At 65.9% G+C, this 23552-nt stretch carries 19 protein-coding genes; 14 read left to right on the top strand and 5 right to left on the bottom strand.

From position 1 onward, the window contains the following. Positions 1-79: 79 nt before the first annotated feature. The gene (locus QM590_RS09440; protein ID WP_269594584.1) at positions 80-880 is read right to left on the bottom strand and encodes a crotonase/enoyl-CoA hydratase family protein; all 801 of its coding nucleotides are present in this window, start codon (positions 878-880) and stop codon (positions 80-82) included. A gap of 81 nt (positions 881-961) precedes the next feature. Further along, positions 962-2887, bottom strand: coding sequence for a molecular chaperone HtpG (htpG, locus tag QM590_RS09435; protein ID WP_269594585.1), 1926 nt, complete (start codon positions 2885-2887; stop codon positions 962-964). A gap of 94 nt (positions 2888-2981) precedes the next feature. Here htpG and QM590_RS09430 point away from each other — a divergent pair, with 94 nt between their 5' ends. The 8 genes from QM590_RS09430 (at position 2982) to QM590_RS09395 (ending at position 12020) form a co-directional block, all read left to right on the top strand. Continuing rightward, positions 2982-4097, top strand: coding sequence for an MBL fold metallo-hydrolase (locus QM590_RS09430; RefSeq protein WP_094686777.1), 1116 nt, complete (start codon positions 2982-2984; stop codon positions 4095-4097). A 19-nt stretch (positions 4098-4116) separates the two neighbouring features. After that, entirely contained in the window at positions 4117-6513 is a 2397-nt protein-coding gene (locus QM590_RS09425; RefSeq protein WP_269594586.1) for a cation-translocating P-type ATPase, read from the top strand. A 42-nt stretch (positions 6514-6555) separates the two neighbouring features. After that, positions 6556-6744 carry an antitoxin gene (locus QM590_RS09420; protein WP_068051116.1) on the top strand — a complete coding sequence of 63 codons (189 nt, stop codon included), beginning with the start codon at positions 6556-6558 and terminating at the stop codon, positions 6742-6744. Positions 6745-6821: 77 nt separating this feature from the next. Continuing rightward, the gene (locus tag QM590_RS09415; protein ID WP_269594587.1) at positions 6822-8450 is read left to right on the top strand and encodes a Na+/H+ antiporter; all 1629 of its coding nucleotides are present in this window, start codon (positions 6822-6824) and stop codon (positions 8448-8450) included. Between the two features lie 28 nt (positions 8451-8478). Further along, positions 8479-9672, top strand: a complete 1194-nt coding sequence (locus tag QM590_RS09410) for an alpha/beta hydrolase family protein (RefSeq protein WP_269594588.1) — start codon at positions 8479-8481, stop codon at positions 9670-9672. After that, positions 9669-10841, top strand: a complete 1173-nt coding sequence (locus QM590_RS09405; protein WP_094639800.1) for a sensor histidine kinase — start codon at positions 9669-9671, stop codon at positions 10839-10841. Before QM590_RS09410 ends, QM590_RS09405 begins: the two co-directional genes overlap by 4 nt. After that, positions 10838-11647: a LytR/AlgR family response regulator transcription factor gene (locus QM590_RS09400; protein WP_094639503.1), complete on the top strand. Its 810-nt coding sequence runs from the start codon at positions 10838-10840 to the stop codon at positions 11645-11647. Before QM590_RS09405 ends, QM590_RS09400 begins: the two co-directional genes overlap by 4 nt. Before the next feature lie 67 nt (positions 11648-11714). Further along, complete coding sequence (locus QM590_RS09395) at positions 11715-12020, top strand: hypothetical protein (RefSeq protein WP_269594676.1); 306 nt, start codon at positions 11715-11717, stop codon at positions 12018-12020. Between the two features lie 13 nt (positions 12021-12033). Here the strand turns inward: QM590_RS09395 and QM590_RS09390 are convergent, their stop codons facing one another. Beyond that, on the bottom strand, positions 12034-12801 hold the full coding sequence (locus QM590_RS09390; RefSeq protein WP_269594589.1) for a GAP family protein: 768 nt from the start codon (positions 12799-12801) through the stop codon (positions 12034-12036). Positions 12802-12821: 20 nt separating this feature from the next. On the opposite strand from QM590_RS09390, the gene QM590_RS09385 reads away from it, so the two are divergent. The 6 genes from QM590_RS09385 to QM590_RS09360 all read left to right on the top strand — a co-directional run bounded on the left by QM590_RS09385 (position 12822) and on the right by QM590_RS09360 (position 20767). Next, positions 12822-14564, top strand: coding sequence for a sodium/solute symporter (locus QM590_RS09385; protein ID WP_269594590.1), 1743 nt, complete (start codon positions 12822-12824; stop codon positions 14562-14564). 292 nt (positions 14565-14856) lie between these two features. Beyond that, entirely contained in the window at positions 14857-15156 is a 300-nt protein-coding gene (locus QM590_RS09380) for a DUF485 domain-containing protein (RefSeq protein WP_269594677.1), read from the top strand. Continuing rightward, positions 15156-16823, top strand: coding sequence for a monocarboxylic acid transporter (locus tag QM590_RS09375; protein ID WP_269594591.1), 1668 nt, complete (start codon positions 15156-15158; stop codon positions 16821-16823). The genes QM590_RS09380 and QM590_RS09375 overlap by 1 nt, the downstream gene beginning before the upstream one ends. An 82-nt stretch (positions 16824-16905) precedes the next feature. Then, positions 16906-17337, top strand: coding sequence for a type II toxin-antitoxin system Rv0910 family toxin (locus QM590_RS09370; protein WP_269594592.1), 432 nt, complete (start codon positions 16906-16908; stop codon positions 17335-17337). A gap of 49 nt (positions 17338-17386) precedes the next feature. Beyond that, the gene (locus tag QM590_RS09365; RefSeq protein ID WP_269594593.1) at positions 17387-19018 is read left to right on the top strand and encodes a substrate-binding and VWA domain-containing protein; all 1632 of its coding nucleotides are present in this window, start codon (positions 17387-17389) and stop codon (positions 19016-19018) included. A gap of 60 nt (positions 19019-19078) precedes the next feature. After that, on the top strand, positions 19079-20767 hold the full coding sequence (locus QM590_RS09360) for a VWA domain-containing protein (protein ID WP_269594594.1): 1689 nt from the start codon (positions 19079-19081) through the stop codon (positions 20765-20767). A 1-nt stretch (position 20768) separates the two neighbouring features. Here the strand turns inward: QM590_RS09360 and QM590_RS09355 are convergent, their stop codons facing one another. Together QM590_RS09355 and QM590_RS09350 are read right to left on the bottom strand one after the other, a co-directional pair. Beyond that, positions 20769-21506, bottom strand: coding sequence for an energy-coupling factor transporter transmembrane component T family protein (locus QM590_RS09355; RefSeq protein ID WP_269594595.1), 738 nt, complete (start codon positions 21504-21506; stop codon positions 20769-20771). Then, positions 21503-23533: a DUF2232 domain-containing protein gene (locus QM590_RS09350; protein WP_317813281.1), complete on the bottom strand. Its 2031-nt coding sequence runs from the start codon at positions 23531-23533 to the stop codon at positions 21503-21505. The genes QM590_RS09355 and QM590_RS09350 overlap by 4 nt, the downstream gene beginning before the upstream one ends. Between the last annotated feature and the right edge of the window lie 19 nt (positions 23534-23552).

The following is a 23552-nucleotide window of genomic DNA, read 5'->3' as shown; positions in this document are numbered from 1 at the left end:
CCACTCGAGGAGTACAACAAACGACTGCTCGTTGCGACGACCACGTGAACCCGTCCCGAGTTTCCACTCACCTGGCGAGTCAGCGTCCTCGGAACTCTGGATCGCGACGCTCGAGCATCGCGTCGACAGCCTCGGCATGATCCTCGGTGTGGTGCGCGATGGCCTGATAGGCGGCGGAGAGTTCGAGCAAGGATTCCAGACTCTGCTGCTGGCCCTCGCGCAACAATTTCTTCGTCATACGCAGTACCTGCGGTGGGTTGGCCGCCACACGCCGAGCCAGTGTGTGGGCAGCGTCGAGCAGATCCTCGGGCTCGACGACCCGAGAGACCAGGCCCCATTCCAATGCCGTGGCGGCGTCGATGGCCTCGCCGGTGAACGCCATTTCGCTCGCCCGTGCCATGCCAATGGCCCGGGGGAGCAGCCAGGCCCCACCGTCTCCGGGAATGATGCCCACCTTGGCGAAACTCTCGGCGAATGTCGCAGTGGTCGAGGCGATTCGGAGATCGCACATCAAGGCCAGATCGCAGCCTGCTCCGATGGCAGGGCCGTTGACCGCGGCGATCGTGGGAATCTCGCAGTGATACAACGCCTTCGGGATTCGTTGGATGCCGTGGCGGTAGCCCTGCCGCAACTCGGCCGGGCTGCCACCGAACATTCCCTGCTTGTCCCGCATGTGCTTGACGTTCCCGCCCGACGAGAATGCCGAACCGGCACCGGTCAGGACGGCAACCCTGATCGATGGATCCCCGTTCGCGTCGGCGATCGCGGCCTCGAGGGCGTCGATGGTCTCCGCCTCGGAGATGGGATTACGGGCCTGGGGGTTGTTCAACGTCCAGACGACCACGTCGCCTTGTCGTTCGGTAAGAACAGGTTCTCTCACGGTCGGGCCTTTCGTTGCTTGGCCGCAGTGGCGCGGTTAAGTGCCGCCTGGGGCACATAACCACACCACTGCCGCAGGCACTCAGATGGTCCGCGTCAGCCTCTCGGCCAGCAGACGCGAGAACTTCGCCGGATCCTTGAGCTCGGTACCCTCGGCGAGAAGTGCCGTCGCATAGAGCAATTCGGCGGTCTCGGCGAGGTGCGGGTCATCGCTGCGATCCTCGCGGGCCTTCTTCAGTCCCGTCACCAGGTCGTGGGTCGGGTTGAGTTCGAGGATCCGCTTGGAGGTCGGCACGAACTGGCCCGACGCCTTGTACATTTTCTCGAGCTGCGGGGAGAAGCTGAACTCGTCGCCGACGACGCAGGCCGGGGACGTGGTGAGCCTGGTGGACAGGCGCACCTCCTTGACGTCCTCGCCGAGGGTCTCGGTCAGCCACGTGAGCAGGTCGGCGAACTCCTTGTCCTGCTCCTCGCGCTTGGCCTCGGACTCTTTTTTCTCCTCTTCGGTGTTGAGGTCCACCTCGCCCTTGGCGATGGACTGGAACGACTTTCCGTCGAAGTCGGTGACGTTGCCGACCCACACCTCGTCGACCGAATCGGTGAGCAGCAGCACCTCGAGCCCGCGAGCCTTGAAGGCCTCCATGTGCGGAGAGCTCTCGATCTGCTGACGGGATTCGCCCGTCATGTAGTAGATCTGCTGCTGGCCGTCCTTCATCCGGTCCACGTACTCGGCGAGGGTGGTCACACCCTCCTCGGAGTTGGTCGACGCGAACGAGGAGATGCCCAAGAGGGTTTCGCGGTTGTCGGCGTCGGAGATCAGGCCCTCCTTGAGGACCGTGCCGAACTGCGACCACAGCGTCTTGTACTTGTCGGGCTGCTCGCTCTGCAGTTCCTTGACCGTCGAGAGCACCTTCTTGGTCAGGCGTCGACGGATCGCACGGATCTGCCGGTCCTGCTGCAGGATCTCGCGAGAGACGTTGAGCGAGAGGTCCGCTGCGTCGACTACGCCCTTGACGAAGCGCAGGTACTCGGGCAGCAGTTCCTGCGAGTCGTCCATGATGAACACGCGCTTGACGTACAGGTGCACGCCGGCCTGGCTCTCGCGCATGAACAGGTCGAACGGTGCCTGCGACGGAATGAACAGCAGCGCTTGGTATTCGAACGTGCCCTCGGCCTTGAACGGGATGACCTCGAGCGGCTCGTCCCAGGCGTGGCTGACGTGCTTGTAAAACTCCTTGTACTCCTCCTCGGACACCTCGTCCTTGGAGCGGGTCCACAGAGCCTTCTGAGAGTTGATCGTCTCCGTCTCGATCGTGACGGTGTCCTCGCCGCCCTCTTCTTCACTCTTGACGCGCTTCTCGACGTCGATGCGAATGGGCCAGGCGATGAAGTCGGAGTACTTCTTGACCAGTTCCTTGATCTTGCGCTCGGACGCGTAATCGTGGAGGTGGTCCTCCTCGTCGGCGGGCTTGAGGGCCAGCGTCACCGACGAACCCTGCGGGGCGTCGTCGACGTCGGTGATCTCGTAGGTGCCCTCGCCGGTCGACTCCCACTGGGTGGCCGTGCTCTCGCCCGCCTTGCGGGTGAGCAGCGTGACCTTCTCGGCCACCATGAACGTGGAGTAGAAGCCGATGCCGAACTGGCCGATCAGTTCTTCGGAGGCGGCGGCGTCCTTGGCTTCCTTGAGCTTCTTGCGAACCTCGGCGGTGCCGGACTTGGCCAGCGTGCCGATGAGGTCGATGACCTCGGCGCGCGACATGCCGATGCCGTTGTCGCGGATGGTCAGCGTGCGGGCCGCAGCGTCGATGTCGATCTCGATGTGCAGATCCGAGACGTCGACGTCCAGGTCCTTGTTGCGGTACGACTCCAGGCGCAGCTTGTCCAGCGCGTCCGAGGAGTTCGAGATCAGTTCACGGAGAAAGCTGTCCTTGTTGGAGTAGATGGAGTGCACCATCAGATCCAGGAGCTGGCGCGTCTCCGCCTGGAATTCGAGCTGTTCGGTACTCAATGTCTCCCCTTCTAGCAGCAAAACCGACGCGAATATTCTACGGCAAGACTACGGGTGAGCTGCGAAGACGTCGGCGCCGCCTAATGTGGTGGCCGTGACGAAGACGAAGTTCGTTCTGGGAGCAACGGCAGCACTGAGCGGGGCATGGTTGGCGCGTGCGCTGTGGGGTCTGCCGTCGGCCATCGGTGCCCGACGCGTGCACATCACTCCGTATGCCGCCGGATCCCCGCGATACCGCGATCGCCGGTTCCACAACTCCGACCCCAGTTCCAGCTACGTACCGGGGCGCGGCGAGAAGGGACAGCAGAACATGTTCGTCTCGCTGATCACCGAACGCGGCAAGGGCAGGCCGCAACGTCCGATTCCGTTGGCGCCGCCCATCGCGCCGGTGGACGCGGGCGAGCTGGCCGTCACCTGGTACGGCCACTCGAGTGTGCTCGTCGAGGTCGACGGCTATCGCGTCCTCGCCGATCCGGTGTGGAGCAACCGGGTGTCCCCGTCCTCGGTGGTGGGCCCGGCACGGCTGCATCCGACGCCGGTCGAGTTGGTCGACCTACCGACGGTCGACGCCATCGTGATCTCCCACGATCATTACGACCACCTCGACAAGGCGACGGTGCAGAAGCTGGCGAGTACACAGTCGGCTCCGTTCGTCGTGCCGCTCGGCATCGGCGCTCACCTGCGTAAGTGGCGGGTGCCCGACGAGCGCATCATCGAGCTGGACTGGGACGAGCAGACCAACATCGGCGGCCTCACCGTCACGTGCACCGAGGCTCGGCATTTCTCCGGCCGCGGTCTGACCCGGGACTCGACGCAGTGGGCGTCCTGGGCCTTCGCCGGTCCGATTCGACGCGTCTTCTTCGGCGGCGACACCGGCTACACACCGAAGTTCGCCGAGATCGGCAGCAACTACGGCCCCTTCGACCTGACGCTGCTGCCCGTCGGGGCCTACGACGCCCGGTGGCCGGACATCCACATGAATCCCGAGGAAGCAGTCACGGCGCACATCGACCTGACGGCGTCGGGCATCTTCGTTCCGATTCACTGGGCCACGTTCAACCTCGCCTTCCATCCGTGGTCCGAGCCGATCGTGCGGCTGCACGCCGCTGCGCAGGACGTCGGTGTGCAGGTGGCAGTGCCGATGCCGGGCCAGCGCATCGACGGCACCCGAACCCTGCACGACGATCGCTGGTGGTCTCGGCTCGGCTGAGCGGGTTTAAGCTGCACGCATGTCTATCGAGGCCGATGCTCAGCGGGACACCGGGCTGACCGAGGCGGAGGTCGCCAGGCTCAGGGCCGAGGGAAAATCCAACGACGTTCCGGCCCGTGCTTCTCGGTCGGTTCGCGACATCGTCCGCGGCAACGTGTTCACCCGTATCAACGCGATCCTCGGTGTGCTGTTGATCATCGTGCTCTCGACGGGCTCGGTGATCGACGGCATGTTCGGGCTGTTGATCGTCGCGAACAGCGGCATCGGCATCGTGCAGGAGATTCGCGCGAAGCGCACGCTGGATCGGCTGGCCATCGTCGGACAGAACAAGCCTCAGGTTCGACGCGACGGCGTCTCGAAGCAGATTCCCCCCGACGAGGTCGTGCTCGGCGACATCGTCGAACTCGGTCCCGGTGATCAGATCGTCGTCGACGGCGAGGTGATCGAGAGCGCCAGCCTCGAGGTCGACGAGTCGTTGCTCACCGGCGAGGCCGACACGGTGCACAAACTCGAAGCAACGCAGGTGCTGTCGGGAAGCTTCGTGGTCGCAGGCAGTGGGGCGTACCGTGCGACGAAGGTGGGCCGAGATGCGTACGCGGCCAAGCTCGCCGAGGAGGCCAGTAAGTTCACGCTGGTCAAGTCCGAGCTGCGCAGCGGTATCGACAAGATCCTGAAGTTCATCACGTATCTGATGATTCCGGCGGGCGCGCTGATCATCTACAACCAATTGTTCTCCAGCGGTCAGGCTTTGAAGCCGGCCCTCAACGGTATGGTCGCCGCGCTCGTTCCGATGGTGCCCGAGGGCCTGGTGTTGATGACGTCCATCGCGTTCGCGGTGGGCGTGATCCGACTCGGTCAGCGGCAGTGCCTGGTCCAGGAGCTGCCTGCGATCGAAGGCCTCGCCCGCGTCGACGTGGTGTGTGCGGACAAGACCGGAACCCTCACCGAGAACGGTATGCGGCTGTCCGAGTTGATGCTGATGGACGAGCACGATTCCGACTCCGTCACAGCGGCTCTCGCATCTCTGGCGCACGACGATCCGCGGCCGAATGCGAGCGTGCAGGCCGTCGGCGAAGCGTATCCGGACGCGCCCGGGTGGACGCAGAGTGCCGTGGCCCCGTTCTCCTCGGCCAAGAAGTGGAGCGGACTGTCCTGCGGCGACCACGGGAACTGGCTGCTCGGTGCACCGGACGTGTTGCTCGACGCCTCCTCCGACATCGCTCGTCGCGCCGAGGAAACAGGCTCGCGTGGCCTACGGGTGTTGTTGCTCGCCAGCTCGGACCGCTCGGTCGACGACGACGAGGCACCCGGCGTGGTGACACCGCGAGCACTGGTGATTCTCGAGCAGAAGGTGCGCAAGGATGCCCGAGACACGTTGGAGTACTTCGCAAGCCAGCACGTCGAGGTCAAGGTCATCTCCGGCGACAATGCCGTCTCGGTCGGTGCGGTCGCGGGTTCGCTCGGGCTGCCCGGCGGCGACGCTCCGATCGACGCGCGTGATCTGCCCGAGGACTCCGAGAAGCTGGCCGACGCCGTGGCGTCCTCCACCACGTTCGGTCGGGTCCGGCCCGATCAGAAGCGGGCGATGGTGGGCGCGTTGCAATCTCGCGGCCACACGGTCGCGATGACCGGAGACGGCGTCAACGACGTGCTCGCACTCAAGGACGCCGATATCGGCGTCTCGATGGGTTCGGGAAGTGCGGCCACGCGAGCCGTCGCGCAGATCGTGTTGTTGGACAACAAGTTCGCCACGTTGCCCTACGTCGTGGGGGAGGGGCGACGCGTCATCGGCAACATCGAGCGTGTGTCCAATCTGTTCCTCACCAAGACCGTGTACTCGGTGTTGCTGGCGTTTCTGATCGGGCTCTCGGGTGTGCTCTCCCAGATCTTCCACTTCGAGCCGATTCCGTATCCGTTCCTGCCCCGGCACGTGACGATCGCGGCATGGTTCACCATCGGAATACCGGCGTTCGTTCTCTCGCTCGCGCCCAACAACGAGCGGGCGCGCAGCGGATTCGTCTCGCGGGTGATGCGGCTGGCCGTCCCGTCCGGTCTGATCGTCGGCTCGTGCACGTTCGTCTCCTACCTGCTGGTCTACGCAGGCCCCAACGCCAGCGAGACCCAGGTGACGCAGGCCAGTACCACCGCGCTGATCACGTTGATCATGATCGCGCTGTGGGTGTTGGCCGTCGTCGCGCGGCCCTACAACTGGTGGAAGATCCTGCTGCTCGGTGGGTCGGTCGGTGGCTATCTGCTGCTGTTCGCAATCCCGTTCTGCCGCACCTTCTTCAAGCTCGATCCGTCGAACGTCGGAGCCACCACCAGTGCGTTGATCATCGGCGGCATCGGTATCGCGCTCGTCGAGGTGGCTCATCGATTCGGATCGGTACTACGCAATCGGCAGAACGAAACGTAGGCTTCCGGGTGTTCCGTTGCACCCGACCGGCAGGAGAGTTTCATGGGCTTCGCAGACAATTTGAAGGGCATGGTCGACAAGGGCAAGGACCTTGCGGCCGAGAACTCGGACAAGATCGACGACGTCGTGGAGAAGGCTGGGGACTTCATCGACAACAAGACCGGCGGCAAGTACTCCGACAAGGTCGACAAAGTTCAGGACGCAGTCAAGAAGGCGATTCCGGACAAGTAGGACCTTTCGGTCTTCTGCATCGGTGATCGTGGCCGTCGGTCGTACCCCGGGGTGCGGCTGACGGCACAATCGTCGGGGTGGACGGACCGATTCTTCTTCTCGTAGTCATCTTCGCGATCGCAGTCGCCGGTTTCGCCAGGCGCATCGATCTGCAGGTCCCGCTCGTCCTGGTCACCGTCGGCTCCATCGCCTCGTTCGTTCCCGGGGTGCCGCACGTCAGCCTGTCGCCTCAGCTGATCCTCGGCGTGGTGCTTCCGCCGCTGCTGTACTCCGCCGCGCTGGATTTCTCGTTCGTCACGTTCAGGCGAAACCTCGGTCAGATCCTTCGGCTCGGACTGGTCATGGTGATCGTGACGACGGTGGCCGTCGGCTGGTTCGCCAATCTGCTGATCCCGGAGCTGACCTTGGGTGCGGCTCTGGTCCTCGGTGCCGTCGTCGCCCCGCCCGACGCGGTGTCCGCCGTCGCCGTCGGCCGCAAGCTGGGTCTGCCCGCGCGGATGATGGCGATCCTGACCGGCGAGTCCCTGGTGAACGACGCGGCCGCGTTGACTCTGTTCACCCTGGCCGTCGCGTCGGTGACGGGCAGTCGAATCGAACTGGGCTCACCGGTGCTGTTCTTCCTGTACGAGATCGTCGGCGGTGTGCTGGTGGGATTCGTCCTCTCGCGCCTCGTTCGTTTCGTGCGAAACCGGATCGCCGACTCGGCGCTCGAGACTGTGCTCGGACTCGTCCTACCGTTCGCGGCCTATCTGGCGGCCGAGGAAATTCATGCCTCCGGTGTGCTCGCCGTCGTCACGGCAGGCTTCGTTCTGGGCCGCGTCACCGCCGACGTCTCGGTGTCCACGAGGGTTCAGGAACGGCAGGTGTGGCCCACGCTGGATCTTCTGCTCGAAGCATTCGTGTTCGCCTACATGGGTTTACAGCTGAAGTTCGTCATCGAAGAAGTCCGACGTGAGGGCTTGCCGGTCCACCACGTGTTCGCCTATGCGTTGCTGGTGCTCGTCGCGCTCATAGCGGTGCGTCCGGCGTGGATCTTCGCAAACTCCGGTCGAGACATACTGCTTCGTAAGCTGTTTCGACGATCGTCTCCAGGCGAGGCCGGTCTCACGTGGCAGCAGAACCTCGTGCTCTCGTGGGCGGGCATGCGTGGGGTGGTCACGCTCGCTGCGGCGGCCGGTGTGCCGCTGACCACCGTGCTCGGCGACGAATTCCCCGGCCGCGCAGTGATTCAGGCCGTGGCCTTCGTCGTCGCGGTCGGGACGTTGCTGCTGCAGGGGCTGACGCTTCCGCTGCTGATCCGTCGACTCGACGTCGCAGATCCACTCGAGCAACAGCGCAACGACAATCAGCGCCTTCTCTCGCAGGCCATCGCCCGTACCGCGGCGGAGGACTATCTCCAGCGCGCGGCGAAGGACGGAATTGCCGGAGTGGACAGCGAACGTGTCGCGGAGGTGATCGAGCGAGTCCGACGCTCGGTGCGCGCTCGATTGGATGCCGACGAGACCGAGGATCGCGAGAAGCGAATCGCGGCGGCAGGGGCGTTGTTCGATTCGCTGCGGCACAACGTCCTGGTCGCGCAGCGGGCGGCGCTCATCGCGGCCCGCGACTCGGGGGAGTTGGAGGACGAAGCTCTGCGGGCAGTGTTGAATGGCTTGGACGTGGAAGAAATTGCGGCGGAAGCCCGCATCGCACGACGCACGACGTAGACGAACGCAATGTAGGAGCGCAGAGACAGTGAGGTCGACCGGACCGGTGGTCGCCGCGGCACTGGTGTTCGCCCTTGCCGCGTGCAGCACTCCCGCCGCCGAATCGGTCGACCCGGCCCCCGTGCAGTCCGCAGGCTCCGCTCCGGCACCCGAGGGCTCGGAACGCGGTGAGATCGTGTCCTCGATGCTGCTCGGTCAGGTCGACATCGGGGTCGCCTACCTCGGCGCGACCGCCACGAAAATCGTCTACCGCACCACCGACGGGGTCACCGGAGGCGGCACGGAAACCTCGGGAACGGTGTTCGTGCCCAACGGGTCTGCGCCGCCGGGAGGCTGGCCGATCGTCTCGGTCGGGCACGGAACCACCGGTGTGACCGACGAGTGTGCGCCCTCGCTGTACCCGAACCTGTTGGGCACCATCGGCTTGGTGACGCCGTTCCTCGAACGCGGAACATTGGTGGTGGTGACGGACTACCAGGGCCTCGGAACGGCGGGTGACCCCGCCTACCTCGACCGGGACGCCGCAGCGTACGACGTGATCGACGCGGTGCGTGCGGCCCGCAACGTGGTTCCCGACGTCGGCACCAGGTGGGGTGCCGTGGGCACCTCCCAAGGCGGACAAGCGGTCTGGGCGGCAGCCGAGCGCAACGAGAACTACGGCGACGGTCTGCAACTGGTCGGAGCCGCGGCGCTCTCGCCCACGGCCGATCTGACGCGATTCTTCGCGCCCGAGACCGAGCAGAGCGTGCCGCGTCAGCTGCTGGTGCCGTATCTCTACGAGGGTCTGCGCACCGCGGATCCGAGTGCCGAACGCTCCGACTACATCCGCGGCACGTTCGCCGACAACGTGACCGCACTGACCGCCTGCAGTGACCTGCTCGGCTTCTCCAAGGCCGACGCCGGGGCCGTCCTCGATCCGGCCGATGCGCTCCCGGACTCCGAGGAGGCATCGGATCGGATGACGCGGTGGCTCGAATCGGAGGCGCTACCGACCACTCGCACCGGGGTACCGCTGTTCGTCCTGGTCGGCGAACGCGACGACCTCATCGATCCCCGGTGGACCCGCGACGCGGTAGCGCGGGCCTGCGCACTCGGCGACGATGTCGAGCTTCGCTCCGAACCGGAGCAGGGCCATGCCGAACTGGCCGCCAACGGCATCGGAGTCGACTGGCTCGTCGAACGCTTCCTGAACGTGCCCACCTCGACCTCGTGCGCGCGATGACCGCGGCACTGGCGGCACTGGCGGTGATCGTGGCCGTGATCGTCTCGGTGATCGCCGTGATCAGCCTGCGCGGTCGACGTGACCTCACCACACCTGCCGAGCGGGCCGTCCACGCCACCCTGCACACCGCCTCGCTGGCGGCCAAGCCGTTGCGTGACGGTCTCGACGCTCGTTCGGCCGCCGCCGCCGCGCCGCATCTGCGGGTGCTGACGGGTGCGGACGCACTGGGCATCTGCGATCCCGACGGTTCGCTGCTGGCCTGGGACGGGCCGTGGGACGAGCTGACACCGGCATTCGTCGAGGCGGCGAAACGGGCGGTGGACGGGCAGCGGCGCGTCCTGGTGCGTCTGCCGCTCGGGTCGATCCACGAGGTCAGAGCGCTGGTGGTGCAGCCGTTGGTCGTCGACGAGTCTCCGGTGGTCGGGGTGTTGGGGGCCGCTGTCGTCGCCGAGCCCGGGCCCGGCATGCTCGGTGCCATCGCCGAGGTCGCTCGCTATGCGTGCGGGCAGATCGAGCTCGCCGAACTCGATGCGTCGAGAGCGCGGTTGGACCGAGCCGAGGTGCGGGCCCTGCGCGCACAGATCAGTCCGCACTTCATCTACAACGCATTGGGCACGATCGCGTCGTTCGTGCGCACCGACCCGGATCGGGCGCGGGAGCTGGTGCTCGAGTTCGCCGACTTCACCCGATACTCGTTCCGAAACGCAGGAGAGTTCACAGTGCTCGCGGACGAGCTGCGCAACATCGACCGGTACCTGACGCTCGAACGTGCCCGCTTCGGCGACTCCCTGCAGGTCACGTTGCAGGTCGCGCCCGAGGTGTTGGGCGTCGCCCTGCCGTTTCTCGCGCTGCAGCCGCTCGTCGAGAACGCCGTCCGGCACGGCCTGTCCGGTAAGGCCGACGGCGGCCGCGTGACGATCATCGCCGCCGACGAGGGCACCGACGCAGTGATCAGTATCGAGGACGACGGTGTGGGGATGGACCCCGAGGTGTTGCGCTCGGGAAGCCTGCACACCGAGGACGCGGCCCATGTCGGATTGGCCAACGTGGACGATCGGCTGCGGGCAGCCTTCGGAAACGACTACGGTCTCGTCGTGGACACCGCACCGGGCGCAGGCACCAAAGTGAGCATGCGGGTGCCCAAATTCAGGCCGGGAGTGCGGGCATGACTCAGGCTGCCAAAGACAACCCCGGCCGCGGATTGGTCGTCCTCGCCGTCGACGACGAGCGCCCGGCGCTGGACGAACTCGCCTTCCTGCTGCGCCAGCAGGAGACCGTCGCCGAGGTGTTCACAGCGCAGGACGCCACCACTGCCCTACGTCAGATCCAGAACACCGCCGCCCCGGGGCAACCAGTGGTGGACGCGGTCTTCCTCGACATCAACATGCCCGGGCTCGACGGCCTCGAACTGGCCGGCATCCTGTCGGCATTCGCGCGGCCCCCCGCGGTCGTGTTCGTCACCGCCCACGACGACCGAGCACTGGCTGCCTTCGACCTCGGTGCCGTCGACTATCTGCTCAAGCCGTTGCGGGAGGATCGGCTCACCGAGGCGCTGCGCCGGGTGCTGCTCGCGCGGCGTCGACCCGCTGAGTCCGCGGACACCTCGGCCGACGAGGTCATTCCCGTCGAACTCGGCGGAACCACCACCCTGGTGCACCGGTCGTCGGTCGCGTGGGTCGAAGCCGACGGAGACTACGCGAGACTGCATACCTCCAACGGCTCACACCTGGTGCGCATACCCATCTCGGCCCTCGAAAGTCGTTGGGCCGATGCCGGATTCCTGCGCGTACACCGCTCCTACCTGGTCTCGCTGCGGTTGGTCACGGGGATCCGCAGCGTCGGTTCGGGTCTGGTGGTGTGCCTGCGGGCCAGCGGTAACCTCGCTGCCTGCGAACTGCCGGTGAGCCGACGGCACGCCAGAGAACTCAAGGACAGACTGGTTCGCGGTCCGCTGCAATCGTGGTCGTCTCGGTGACGAGGGATCGGCAGTGAGCCAGCCGCACCGACAGCGGGTGGTGCTCTCGCAACGTCGCGGCGCACGGATGGTGCGCACCCGCGTCGAAGTACAGGAGCAGACCGAGGTGGGCGACGCTTTGGTGCGCAGCCTCGTTCGCGCCCAGTTGCTGCTGTCGGTGCGCCTCGCGGTGATGACGCTGTCGATTCTGTTCGCAATTCCGTTGCTGGGCATGCTGCTCGCCCGTTTCACCGACGTCGCGCCGTTCGGCATCGCTTTGCCGTGGTTGGTGCTGGGGGTGGCGATCTATCCGTTGCTGTTCGGTGTCGGCTGGGTGTACACGCGTCGAGCCGAACGCAACGAGCAGGACTTCACCGCCTTGACCGATGATTGACGTCGCCGAGGGATCAGAGGGCGTTCAGTGTCATGTACGTGCCGAGGCCCAACAGGATCACGGCCAGAACGAGGCCACTGTGCGCGATGAATCCGTCGACGACCGCGTTCAGTGGCCGGCGGGCACGGTCGCGGAAGACGAGCAACGCGAGTGCGGGTGCCGCTACACCGAGGCTGGACACCACCACGAACACCACGAGAGCCGCCGCCTGGACGGCCACGGCCGAGGACGCGTCCACGATCACCGCCACGGCCGACAATGCGATGACCACACTCTTCGGATTGACCGATCCGAGGAGGCATGCGGTCGCGAATGCCCTGCCACCGTCGAGGCGACGTGCTCTGTCCACCCATCCCGGTTCCTCGCGGGCCGGGCCGTGTCGTACGCGCTCGATCAGCTTGCGGGCACCCAGGATCAGCAGAGCGACGCCGAGCGCGATTCTCAACCACCGCACCCAGGCGGACGAGTCCGAGGCCACCACCGCGGTGTCCACGACCACCAAGCCCGCCGTGGCGACGACCGTGACGCCGACCAGCCATCCGGCGGTGAACCGAGCGAGTACGGAACCGGTGTTGAGTGTGGCCAGGGCGGCAGCCATCGCCGTGGTGGGCAGGTGTGCGATCAGCGCCCCGGCCGCCAACGGAAGACACGCAGAAACGGCTGCCGTCACGGACATCAGGTGGCGCTCGTCCACTGCATCGGTAGATCGTCCCACTGCACGCCCCGAGATGTCGTCGATTTCGCTACCGTCCGCGAAGTGCGCCGTTCCCGTGCAGGGCATGGCGAGAAGGGGCAGATTCGGTGAACGGGTCCATTCCGATCGCGACGGTGATCGCGCTGCTGGCGGCCGCCGTGGCCACCGTGGGCATCGGTATCTACGGAGTTCGGTTGGCACGCACCACCTCCGACTTCCTGGTCGCCTCGCGAAGCGTCGGTCCACGCTGGAACGCCGCCGCCATCAGTGGTGAATACCTCTCTGCTGCATCGTTTCTCGGGGTTGCGGGGCTCATCGCGAAGTACGGGGCCGATGCGCTGTGGTACCCGGTAGGGTTCACCGCCGGCTACCTGGGTCTGCTGCTGTTCGTTGCGGCTCCGCTGCGTCGAAGCGGCGCGTACACGGTGCCCGATTTCGTCGAATTCCGGCTCGGCGCGCCATGGTTGCGCACCGTGGCGATGCTGGTGGTCGTGGTCATCTGCGCGCTGTACCTGGTGCCGCAGTTCCAAGGCGCAGGCCTGACGCTGAACATTCTGTTGGGGGTGCCGGGGTGGGTCGGGGCCCTGGCGGTGGGACTTATCGTCATCGCGAACGTCGTCGGCGGTGGCATGCGCTCGATCACCTTCGTCCAGGCCTTCCAGTACTGGCTCAAACTGACCGCGATCGCCATCCCGGCACTGGTGCTGGCCGTGCACTTCTTCGCCGACGACCGTAGCGTCGGCAGCCCCGCCCCGCCGACCGTGTCCGAGCAGACCGTCGTCGACATCACCACCGACGTTCTCGTGCAGGTCGATTCGCCGATCGTCGTGTCGGTGGCGGGAACCCTCGACGACGAGAGCGTCGACGGGCGAGTGCTACTGGACGCAGGCGAACACCGGTTGGGCTCGGGCACGTTGCTGACGCTCGACGCCGGATCGCCCGTTCCCGTCGTCGCAGGCGCGCCGACCACCGACCGAGCGTGGGCGATGCCCGGCGGGGGACTGGGCGGAGCGCATCCGCTCTATCAGGTCTACTCGCTGATTCTGGCCACGTTCCTCGGAACCCTCGGCCTGCCGCACGTGCTGGTGCGGTTCTACACCAACCCGGACGGCCGAGCGGCGCGGTTGACCTCGCTCACCGTCCTGGCGTTGCTCGGCATGTTCTACCTGTTCCCGACGGTGCTCGGCGTCTTCGCCCGGCTGTACGTGCCGCAATTGCTGATCACCGGAGCATCCGACGCCGCAGTGCTGCTGCTGCCCGGCTCGGTGCTGTCCGGAATACCGGGCCAACTGCTGGCCGCTCTCGTGGCCGCCGGTGCCATCGCGGCCTTCCTGTCGACCTCATCCGGTCTGTTGGTCAGCATCGCCGGGGTGCTCAGTACCGACGTTCTCTCGGGCAAGGTCCGAGACTTCCGCGTCGCCGCGATTCTCGCCGGTGCCGTGCCGTTGGCGCTGTCGATCGGCGTTGTCTCCCTGGACCTCTCGCGCACCGTCGGGCTCGTCTTCGCCGTCGCCGCGTCCACCCTGTGCCCCCTGCTGGTACTGGGCATCTGGTGGCGCGGACTCACCGCGGCGGGAGCGGCAGCCGGACTGTTCCTCGGCGGCGGCATCTCTCTCGTCGCCGCGTCGATCTCCGTCGTCACCCCCATCTCCGACGGCGTCCTCGGAGGCTGGGCAGCAGCGATTCTCGGCTACCCCGCCGCCGTCAGCGTGCCCGTCGCCTTCGCCGCGATGATCGCCGTCAGCCTCGCCACCCGAAAAACCGTCCCGTCCGACATCTCCCGCATCTTCGCCCGACTGCACCTACCCGAGGGCCTCGACATGGGCAAAGACCGCGAGCGCGAACTCTGAGACCGCTGGGTCATTCCGCAGGCTCCACTGTTTCGTTGGGTCATTCCGCAGGCTCCACTCCCGCACTGGGTCATTCCGCAGGCTCCACTCCCGCCGCAGAGCCGCTCAACTGCCATTCTCGACCGCTCGGCGCACACTCCCGCTTCCCATCGTGTGATCGACACCACCTCCTGATTTTGTGACCTGACTCTCATTACTGTTCCAAGTCAGCTACAGCTCACATCTACTTCAGGAGTCCAAGGTGACCGCACCGGAAACCAATTCGCCACCGGACGCGCAAGCGTTCGTCGACATGCAGGCCAGTCCAGAGTTCCAGGAACTTCGGCGTCGTCTGCGTAGCTTCGTGTTCCCGATGGCCGGGTTCTTCCTGGTCTGGTACGTCATCTACGTGCTGCTGAGCACCTACGCGGTCGACTTCATGTCGACCAAGGTGTGGGGCAACATCAACGTCGGGCTGCTGCTCGGCCTCGGCCAGTTCGTCACGACGTTCGCCATCACCGGCATCTACGTGAAGTTCGCCAACCGTGAACTCGATCCTCGCGCCGCAGCCCTGCGCGCCGAGATGGAAGCCTCCCAGGGAGCGAAAAACTGATGATTGGTCATTCCGCAGGCTCCACTCCCGCCGTGAATATTCTCGCCCAGGCCGCCGATACAACAGTCGGTGAACCGCTCGTCAACATCGCGATCTTCGGTGCGTTCGTCATCATCACTATGGCCGTCGTCATTCGAGCATCGAAGAAGAACGCGACCTCCGCGGAGTTCTTCACCGCAGGCGGCGGATTCTCCGGACCGCAGAACGGCGTCGCAATCGCTGGTGACTACCTCTCTGCAGCAAGCTTTCTCGGTATCGCCGGTGCCATCGCCGTCTACGGCTACGACGGCTTCCTGTACTCCATCGGCTTCCTCGTCGCCTGGCTCGTCGCGCTGCTCCTCGTCGCCGAATTGCTCAGGAACACTGGCAAATTCACGATGGCGGACGTACTGAGCTTCCGGCTCAAGCAGGGCCCGGTTCGTACCGCGGCCGCGCTGTCGACCCTGACCGTCTCGCTGTTCTACCTGCTCGCTCAGATGGCCGGTGCCGGCGGACTCGTCGCACTGCTGCTCGACATCTCCGACCGCACCGGACAGTCCATCGTCATCGCGATCGTCGGTGTGCTGATGATCGCCTACGTGCTCATCGGCGGCATGAAGGGCACCACCTGGGTCCAGATCATCAAGGCCGTTCTGCTCATCGCGGGTGCGGCGTTCATGACGGTGCTAGTGCTCGCCAAGTTCGGCCTGAACTTCTCCGAGCTGCTCGGCAGCGCCCAGACCATGGTGGCCGGATCGGCCAACGAGGCCGTCGCAGCCCGTGACGTCATCGAGCCAGGTGCCCAGTACGGCGGCAGTGCCACCTCGAAGATCAACTTCCTCTCGCTCGGTATCGCACTCGTGCTCGGCACCGCGGGTCTGCCGCACGTGCTGATGCGCTTCTACACGGTGCCCACCGCCAAGGAAGCTCGTCGCAGCGTCGTGTGGGCCATCGCGCTCATCGGTGCGTTCTACCTGTTCACCCTGGTGCTCGGCTACGGTGCGGCGGCGATCGTCGGACCCGACCGCATCCTGGCCTCGGCCGGCGGTCAGAACTCCGCGGCTCCGCTGTTGGCCTTCGAGCTCGGCGGCGTGATCCTGCTCGGCGTCATCTCGGCGGTTGCCTTCGCGACCATCCTCGCCGTGGTCGCCGGCTTGACGATCACCGCCTCGGCGTCGTTCGCTCACGACATCTATGCGAGCGTCATCAAGAAGGGCAAGGTCGACGACAAGAAGCAGGTCAAGGTCTCGCGGATCACCGCCGTCGTCATCGGCGTCCTGGCCATCGGCCTCGGCATCCTCGCCAACGGGCAGAACATCGCCTTCCTGGTGGCACTCGCGTTCGCCGTCGCTGCGGCCGCGAACCTGCCGACCATCCTGTACTCGCTGTTCTGGCGTCGCTTCACCACCACCGGCGCACTGTTCAGCATGTACGGCGGCCTGATCTCGACGATCGTGCTGATCATCTTCTCCCCGGCCGTCTCCGGATCGCCGACGTCGATGGTCCCCGGCTCTGACTTCGCCTGGTTCCCGCTCTCCAACCCCGGCATCGTCTCGATCCCGTTGGCATTCATCCTCGGCATCGTCGGAACACTGATCTCGAAGGACACCGAGAACACCGACAAGCAGGCCGAGATGGAGGTTCGCTCCCTCACCGGTATCGGTGCGGAGAAGGCCAGCGCTCACTAGTCGATAGCAGGTTCCACCGAAAATGTCCGTGTGAGCAAGGCCTCACACGGACATTTTTCGTGCAGCGGTTACCATCCCTGCTGTGGCCAAGCTGAAGGTTTCCCTCGACGTCCCACTCACCCCCGAGCAGACGTGGGCGCACGCGTCCGATCTGTCCGGATACGAGCAGTGGCTCTCCATCCACGAAGCGTGGCGCGGTGAGCTGCCCGAGCAGCTGGCCGTGGGCACCACCTTGGACTCCGTCGCCAGCGTGAAGGGCATGCGCAACCGGGTGTCCTGGAAGATCGAGTCCTACGATCCGCCCAAGAAGCTCGAGCTCAAGGGCAACGGTAAGGGCGGCGTCAAGATCGGCCTGAACCTGTCCGTGAAATCCAAGGGTGACGGTTCCGAGATCACCATCGACGTCAACCTCGGCGGCGCGCCGCTGTTCGGTCCGATCGGCTCCGGCGTCGCACGCGCACTCAAGGGCGACATCGAGAACTCGCTGAAGACGTTCGTCAAGATCTACGCCTGACGCGGCAGGGGTGGAGCCTGTGGAACGACCAGTGAAGTAGGAGCCCGCGATGCCCGGTAGACACAGTGCCCCGTCGTCCGCGACGAGCAGCAGAGGGTTCGCCAAGTACGGCGTCGTGGCCGTGGCCCTGTTTCTCGTGGTGGGCGGCGGAGTGGTCGTCGCGCAGAAGGCATTCGGTTCCGAGTGCGGCGATCCCGCGTCCTACTCTCTGGCCGCGGACCCTGCCATCGCGCCGGTGCTGCAGAAGATCGTCGACGAGACGTCCGCGGAAAGCCTCGGTTGCGCTCGGATCGAGGTCACGGCAACCGAATCCGGTCAGGTCTCGGCTGCGGTCGCCAAGGGCGACGATGTTCCCTCTCTCTGGATTCCGGATTCCTCGCTGTGGATCGGCAAGACCGTGCGGTCCACCGCGTCGCTGATCGACCTGGCGAGTCAGTCGGTGGCCGGCACCCCGGCTGTGCTCGCGGCCCGCAAGGACGAGGTGCCATTCTTCGACACCTGGCTCACCGCATTGAAGCTCGAAGGTCTGCGCATCGGCAACCCGCTGACCAACACCACGTCCGATGCGGCCATCCTGGGGGCGGTGGCCGAGGCCGGATCGGACGAGAGCGCCCTGGACTCGGTCGGAGCGGCGCTCGTCCCCATCGCTCAGGCCCAGGCCGCCACTCGCGGTGAGGCCGATCCGACGGTACGGCTGGACGATCTGGTTGCCGACGGCGGTGTCGCAGTGGTCTCCGAGCAGGCCTTCCTGGCCTACCAGCAGGACAACAGCGTCGAACTGGGCGCGACGGTGCCGCCGACGGGCAGCATCTTCCTCAACTTTCCGCTGGCCGTGACCGAGCCCGCAGGGGATCGACACGAGACCGCGAAGTCCGTCGGGACGGCACTGGCCACGGCCATCGAATCCGAACAGGGGCAGCGGGCTCTGTCCGAATCCGGGTTCCGCTCCGCGGACAACGCACCCCTCGATTCCGATCGCGGGATCGGTGACGTGACGCCTCTGACGATCGCCGACCAGCAGGCCGCCGAGTCGACGCTGCGCCAGTACCAGGTGTTGGCGCTGCCGTCGCGGACCCTGGTGATGGAGGACGTCTCCGGATCGATGAACTACAGCGCGGGGGCCGATTCACGTATCGCATTGACGGTGCAGGCCAGCGAAACCGGAAACCGACTGTTCCCCGACAACGCGTCGATGGGGTTGTGGGCATTCTCGATCGGACTCGGCGGCGAATCGCAGGACTACCGTGAGCTCGCACCGATCCGGCGAATGGACGAAAAAGTCGGCAACACCACGCAGCGTGAGGTGCTGCTGCAGCAGACTCGAACGCTTCCGGCCCTGGTTGGAGGTGGTACCGGGCTATACGACACCACGTTGGCAGCGTTCCGCACGGTGCAGCAGGGCTACGATCCCGACGCGGTCAACAGCGTCATCATCCTCACCGACGGCACCAACGAGGACCCCGACAGCATCGCGCTCGACGAGCTGCTGTCCACTCTGCGTGCGGAGCAGGACCCGTCCAGGCCGGTCGTCATCGTCACGATCGGAATCACCGATGACGCCGATGCCGGTGTGCTGCAACAGATTTCGGCGGCAACGGGCGGTACGAGCTTCGTTGCACGAAATCCCGCGGAGATCCCGAACGTTTTCGTCAATGCGCTGAGAAGTCGCTCCGGTCGCTGAGAGGGCTACTATGCTGTGCGTCGCGTCACTTCTGAGGGCGCGTGCGCTTGCACTCGTCCTGTGAGTGCAGCGGGGGCCGAGCAGGGGGTTGCATCGATGTCGGGACGTCACAGCGGTAGTGCTCGGCGGTTCGGTTCGGCCGCGATCTGGTCGGTGCTTGCGTTGGTGGCAGTCGTCGTCGTGGTCGGTGGCTGGTTCGGCGTTCAGGCCGTCCGCGCGTCCGGTGCTGATTCCTGCGATTCCGTCGACACCGTCTCGCTCGCCGTGGACACCTCCATCGCCGAGCCCGTCGAGCAGATTCTCGCGCAGGCCACCGAGTTCGATCGTGGTTGCGTGAACTTCGAGGTTCGCCCCGAACGACCCGCCGACACCGCCACCGAGATCGCCGGAACCGAAAATCGCCCGGACCTGTGGATACCGGATTCGACACTGTGGCTGCTCAAGACTCTTCGCTCGACCGGTGCGCTTCCCGAGCTGGCCAAGGCCTCCGTCGCGAACACGCTGCCGGTCCTGGTCTCGAAGTCCGATGCCGCGCCGGTGACCGATACCTGGCTCAGCGTGCTCCAGCTTCCCGGGCAACGCATCGGTGATCCCCTGACCAGCAGCGCCTCGAATGCCGCGATCCTCGGTGCGCTGGCCGAATCCGAGGTGGCGATCTCCGACGCCAAGGCCGTGTCGGCGGCACTGGTCCCGATGGCTCAGGACTTCGGACGAATCGCGGACACTCCACACGACACCCCGGGTCTGGTGGCCCAGGTGGCCGCCGAGGGTGGCACCAGCGTGGCGACCGAGCAGGCACTGCTTGCGTACGAGGCCGACAATCCGGGAGCGGGACTGACCGAGTCGGTTCCGCCGACCGGCAGCTATTTCCTCAACTACCCGCTGGCCGTGACCGCGCCTGCCGGCCCCGAATACGACCGCGTCAAGCAGGCCGGAGCCGCTCTGGGCTCGGTTCTCGCCACCGCGTCTGCCACTGAGACCCTGGTTGCAGCCGGCTTCCGAACATCGAGTGGCACACCGCTTCCCGACGGTCGAGGCGTCGGGTCCGTCGCGTCGCTCGAGATCAAGAACCCGCTGTCCATCGAGACGACGCTGCGGGACTGGGCCGTGCTCGCACTGCCGTTGCGCACCCTCGTCGTCGAGGACGTGTCGGGTTCGATGGCCGCGAAATCGGGAGACTCCACCCGCATCGCGCTGACCGTGGACGCGTCGGTAGGTGCCAACTCACTCTTCAGCGATCAGACGCAGATGGGGTTGTGGGCGTTCTCGATCGGGCTCGGTGGTGGCAAGCAGGACCACCGTGAGCTGGTGCCGATGGGTAAGGCCGACGGTACGTTCAACGGAAAATCGCAGCGCGACGCCATTCTCGATTCGATCCGGGGGCTTCCGGCTCTCGTCGGCGGCGGAACGGGGCTCTACGACACCACGTTGGCTGCATTCCGGCGGGTCAAGGAGGGATACGACCCCGACTACGTCAACAGCGTCATCATCCTGACCGACGGTGCCAACGAAGACGAGGGCAGTATCTCCCTCGACGAGCTGCTGGCGTCGCTGCAGAAGGAACAGGATCCGGTGCGCCCCATCGTGATCATCACCGTCGGCGTCACCAGTGACGCAGATCCGGTTGCGCTGCAGCAGATCTCGGCTGCGACCGGCGGAACGAGCTATGTCGCCGAGGATCCACGCGACATCCCGGAGGTGTTCGTCAAGGCCTTGAACTCGCGCACCGAACGTCTCGCGGGGGAGTAGGTCAGCCCAATAGGAAGCTGATCGCGATCGCCGCGGCGCACGCCAGAGTCACCACGATCAGTGTCACCGCGTCCGAGGCCTTGAACCGCGCGTCGGTGGCGGTGATCATTCCGGTACCTCCGCGAGCGGTGATGGCCCCACCCATTTCGTCGGCCCGCCTGATCGCCACCGACATCACCGTCGTGACGATGTCGACCAGAGAATTGTCCGACGCGCTGTTGACGACCGGCTTGGGGCGCAGGCGTCGGGCAGCATTGAGGGTGCGCATCTCTTCGATCAGCAGCGGAAGCGACCGCAGGCTCAGGGCCACGGCGATGGCCCACTCGTCGACCGGCAACTTCAGCTTCTTCAGCGGTGCGCCCAGTTTGGAGACCGCAGGGGCGATGTCGCTCATCGACGTGGTCCAGCCGATCATCATCGATGCGCCGAGCAGGACGAAGATGAACAGCGTCGCGCGCAGATACACCAGCACTGCCGCGCCGCCGATCGGCAGATTGATGAGAGCTCCGACGCCGAACAGTGCCCAGATCCACCACGGTGGACGCGGAATTGCGGTGATCGGGACATGAGCGATGATCGCGGCGATGACCAACAGCGCGAACACGATTCCGAGGGCAGGCCACGTCGGTGCCACCACGAGAGTGATGCTCAGCAGCAGCACGGCGACGAGTTTGGTGCCGGCCCACAGGCGGTGGATCGGTGAGAATCGCGGGACCTGACGCAGTACGACGGTGGTCACGAGTGCACGCTCCCCAGGATCGAATCGGAGACGATGTGGCCGTCGGCCATCGTGATGGTGCGGCTGCAGACGGTGTCCATACCGTCCACGTCGTGCGAGATGACGACGATGGCGACGCCGCGATCGCGCAGTCCGGCGAGAACGCCGATGATGTCGTCGCGGCCGGGAGGGTCGAGTCCGGCCAGCGGTTCGTCGAGAACCAGCAGTCGAGGCCGACGCGCGATCAGCCCGGCGAGCACCACGCGTCGCATCTGACCACCACTGAGCGAATCGATGTCGCGAGCCGCCAACGACCTGTCCAGGCCGACGGCATCCATCGCGGCCGATACTGTGGCAGAACCTGTTTCGGGACCGGCCGCGGCAGCGATGTCCTCGGATACGGTGCGCCGCTGCAGCTGCAGGCGAGAGTGCTGAAAAGCGAGTCCGACATCGCCGACACGTGCGGTCATCGCCTTGCCGCCGAGCTGGGCGGTGCCCTCGGTCGGGCCGGTGAGGCCGGCCATGATCCAGGCGAGAGTGGATTTGCCCGAACCGTTCCCACCGAGAACAAGCACACCCTCACCGCGTTTGACAGTGATGTCGATGCCGTTCAGTGCTACCTGCGCCCACGGTGTGCGCCGGTTGTACGTGTGCGCCACGCCGCTCAGTTCCAGAAGACGTTCGCTCGAATTGTCGTGCAGCGCAGCGGGGTTCTCCGTCCGAGCGTGCATCCACGTCGAGTCGTGCTGCACCTGATACCCCTCGTGCAGATGTACGACGCGATCCGCGGCGACGGTCTCCGAGACATGGTGGGTGACGAGCACGACCGACATCGCGTGCCTGCGGGGCAATTCGGCGAGGAGCGAGACCAGATGTTCGCGCCCCGAGGCGTCGATCATGGCGGTTGCCTCGTCGGCGATGAGCAGTGCGGGACGGCGAGCAAGTGCTGCGGCGACGGCGAGTCGCTGCATTTCGCCGCCGGAGAGGGAGGCCGTGTCGCGCGCTCCCATACCGCCGAGCCCGACCTCGTGGAGCAAGGCCTCCACGTCGGGGCGTGAATCGCCGGGCGGCAGTCCCCACACCACGTCGTCGGCGACGCGGGTGCCGAGGATCTGGCTTTCGGGGCGCTGCAGCACCACCGCGGTGCCGCCGTACCGTCCGAGTCCGGTCGAGCCGGGCCTGTCCACGGTGCCCTCCGATGGTTCGAGGCCGGCGAGGATCCGCGTCAGCGTCGATTTGCCGGAACCGTTGTGGCCGACGATCGCCACGAATTCACCGGTGTCGATGCGGAGGTCGACGCCGGTCAACGCGGACGTCGTGCTTCCCGGGTACCGGAATCCGACTGCGGTGAGCGTGACCGGCAGCGGCCCGATCTCGTCGTCGGTGCTCGAGGCCAGGGGCTCGGGGGTGGGGATGGTGGAGAGACGGTCCAGAATCGCGGTGAGGATGAGCCACGCGAACAACGTTCCGGTGACGATGCCGAAGGCGATCGATCCGCCGACCCACCACCACCAGTTGTCGAGCACGGCCGTGCTGCTGCTGCGGAGCACGTCCGCGGCACCCTGCAGCGCCGACGTTCCCTCGAGCAACCGAGAAATGCCCTCCATCGTGTTGCGAAGCGTTTCGAGGAACAGCTCGCGCAACGGAACGAGGATGAGCAGCATCAGCACGGTCAACGCCCCGAGCACCGGCCCGACGACCATCGAGGTGACGAGAACGCCGAACAGTCCTTGCTTCCTGCGTTTCGCCCGCCCGACCAGGCCGCCCAGTAGGGCGGCGCTGGCGACGGTGATGGCCGTCTGGGTTCCGGCCGCAACGAAACCGACGAGGGTGCCGGCCACCGCGGAGGTGACCAGTGCGCGGGTCCGATACCGGAGTGCGACCACCGACATGGGAATCGCCGCGACGACCTGAAGGATCGCCGCCATCGGAACCAGCACACCGATCACCGTCAACGCGACGGTGAAGCTGCTCATGACGGCAGCGGTCGCCATTTCCTGCGGACCGAGGGGCCCTGACTTCGGCGTGTGGGAAGAGCTGACGGTCACCGCTCCAGTGTGCCAGCCT

Source organism: Rhodococcus sp. IEGM 1372, assembly GCF_030056835.1.
In the GTDB taxonomy this organism is placed as follows: Bacteria; Actinomycetota; Actinomycetes; order Mycobacteriales; family Mycobacteriaceae; genus Rhodococcoides.
Note: the sequence above shows the minus strand (reverse complement) of the source record. Positions and strands in the feature narration are given on the sequence as shown.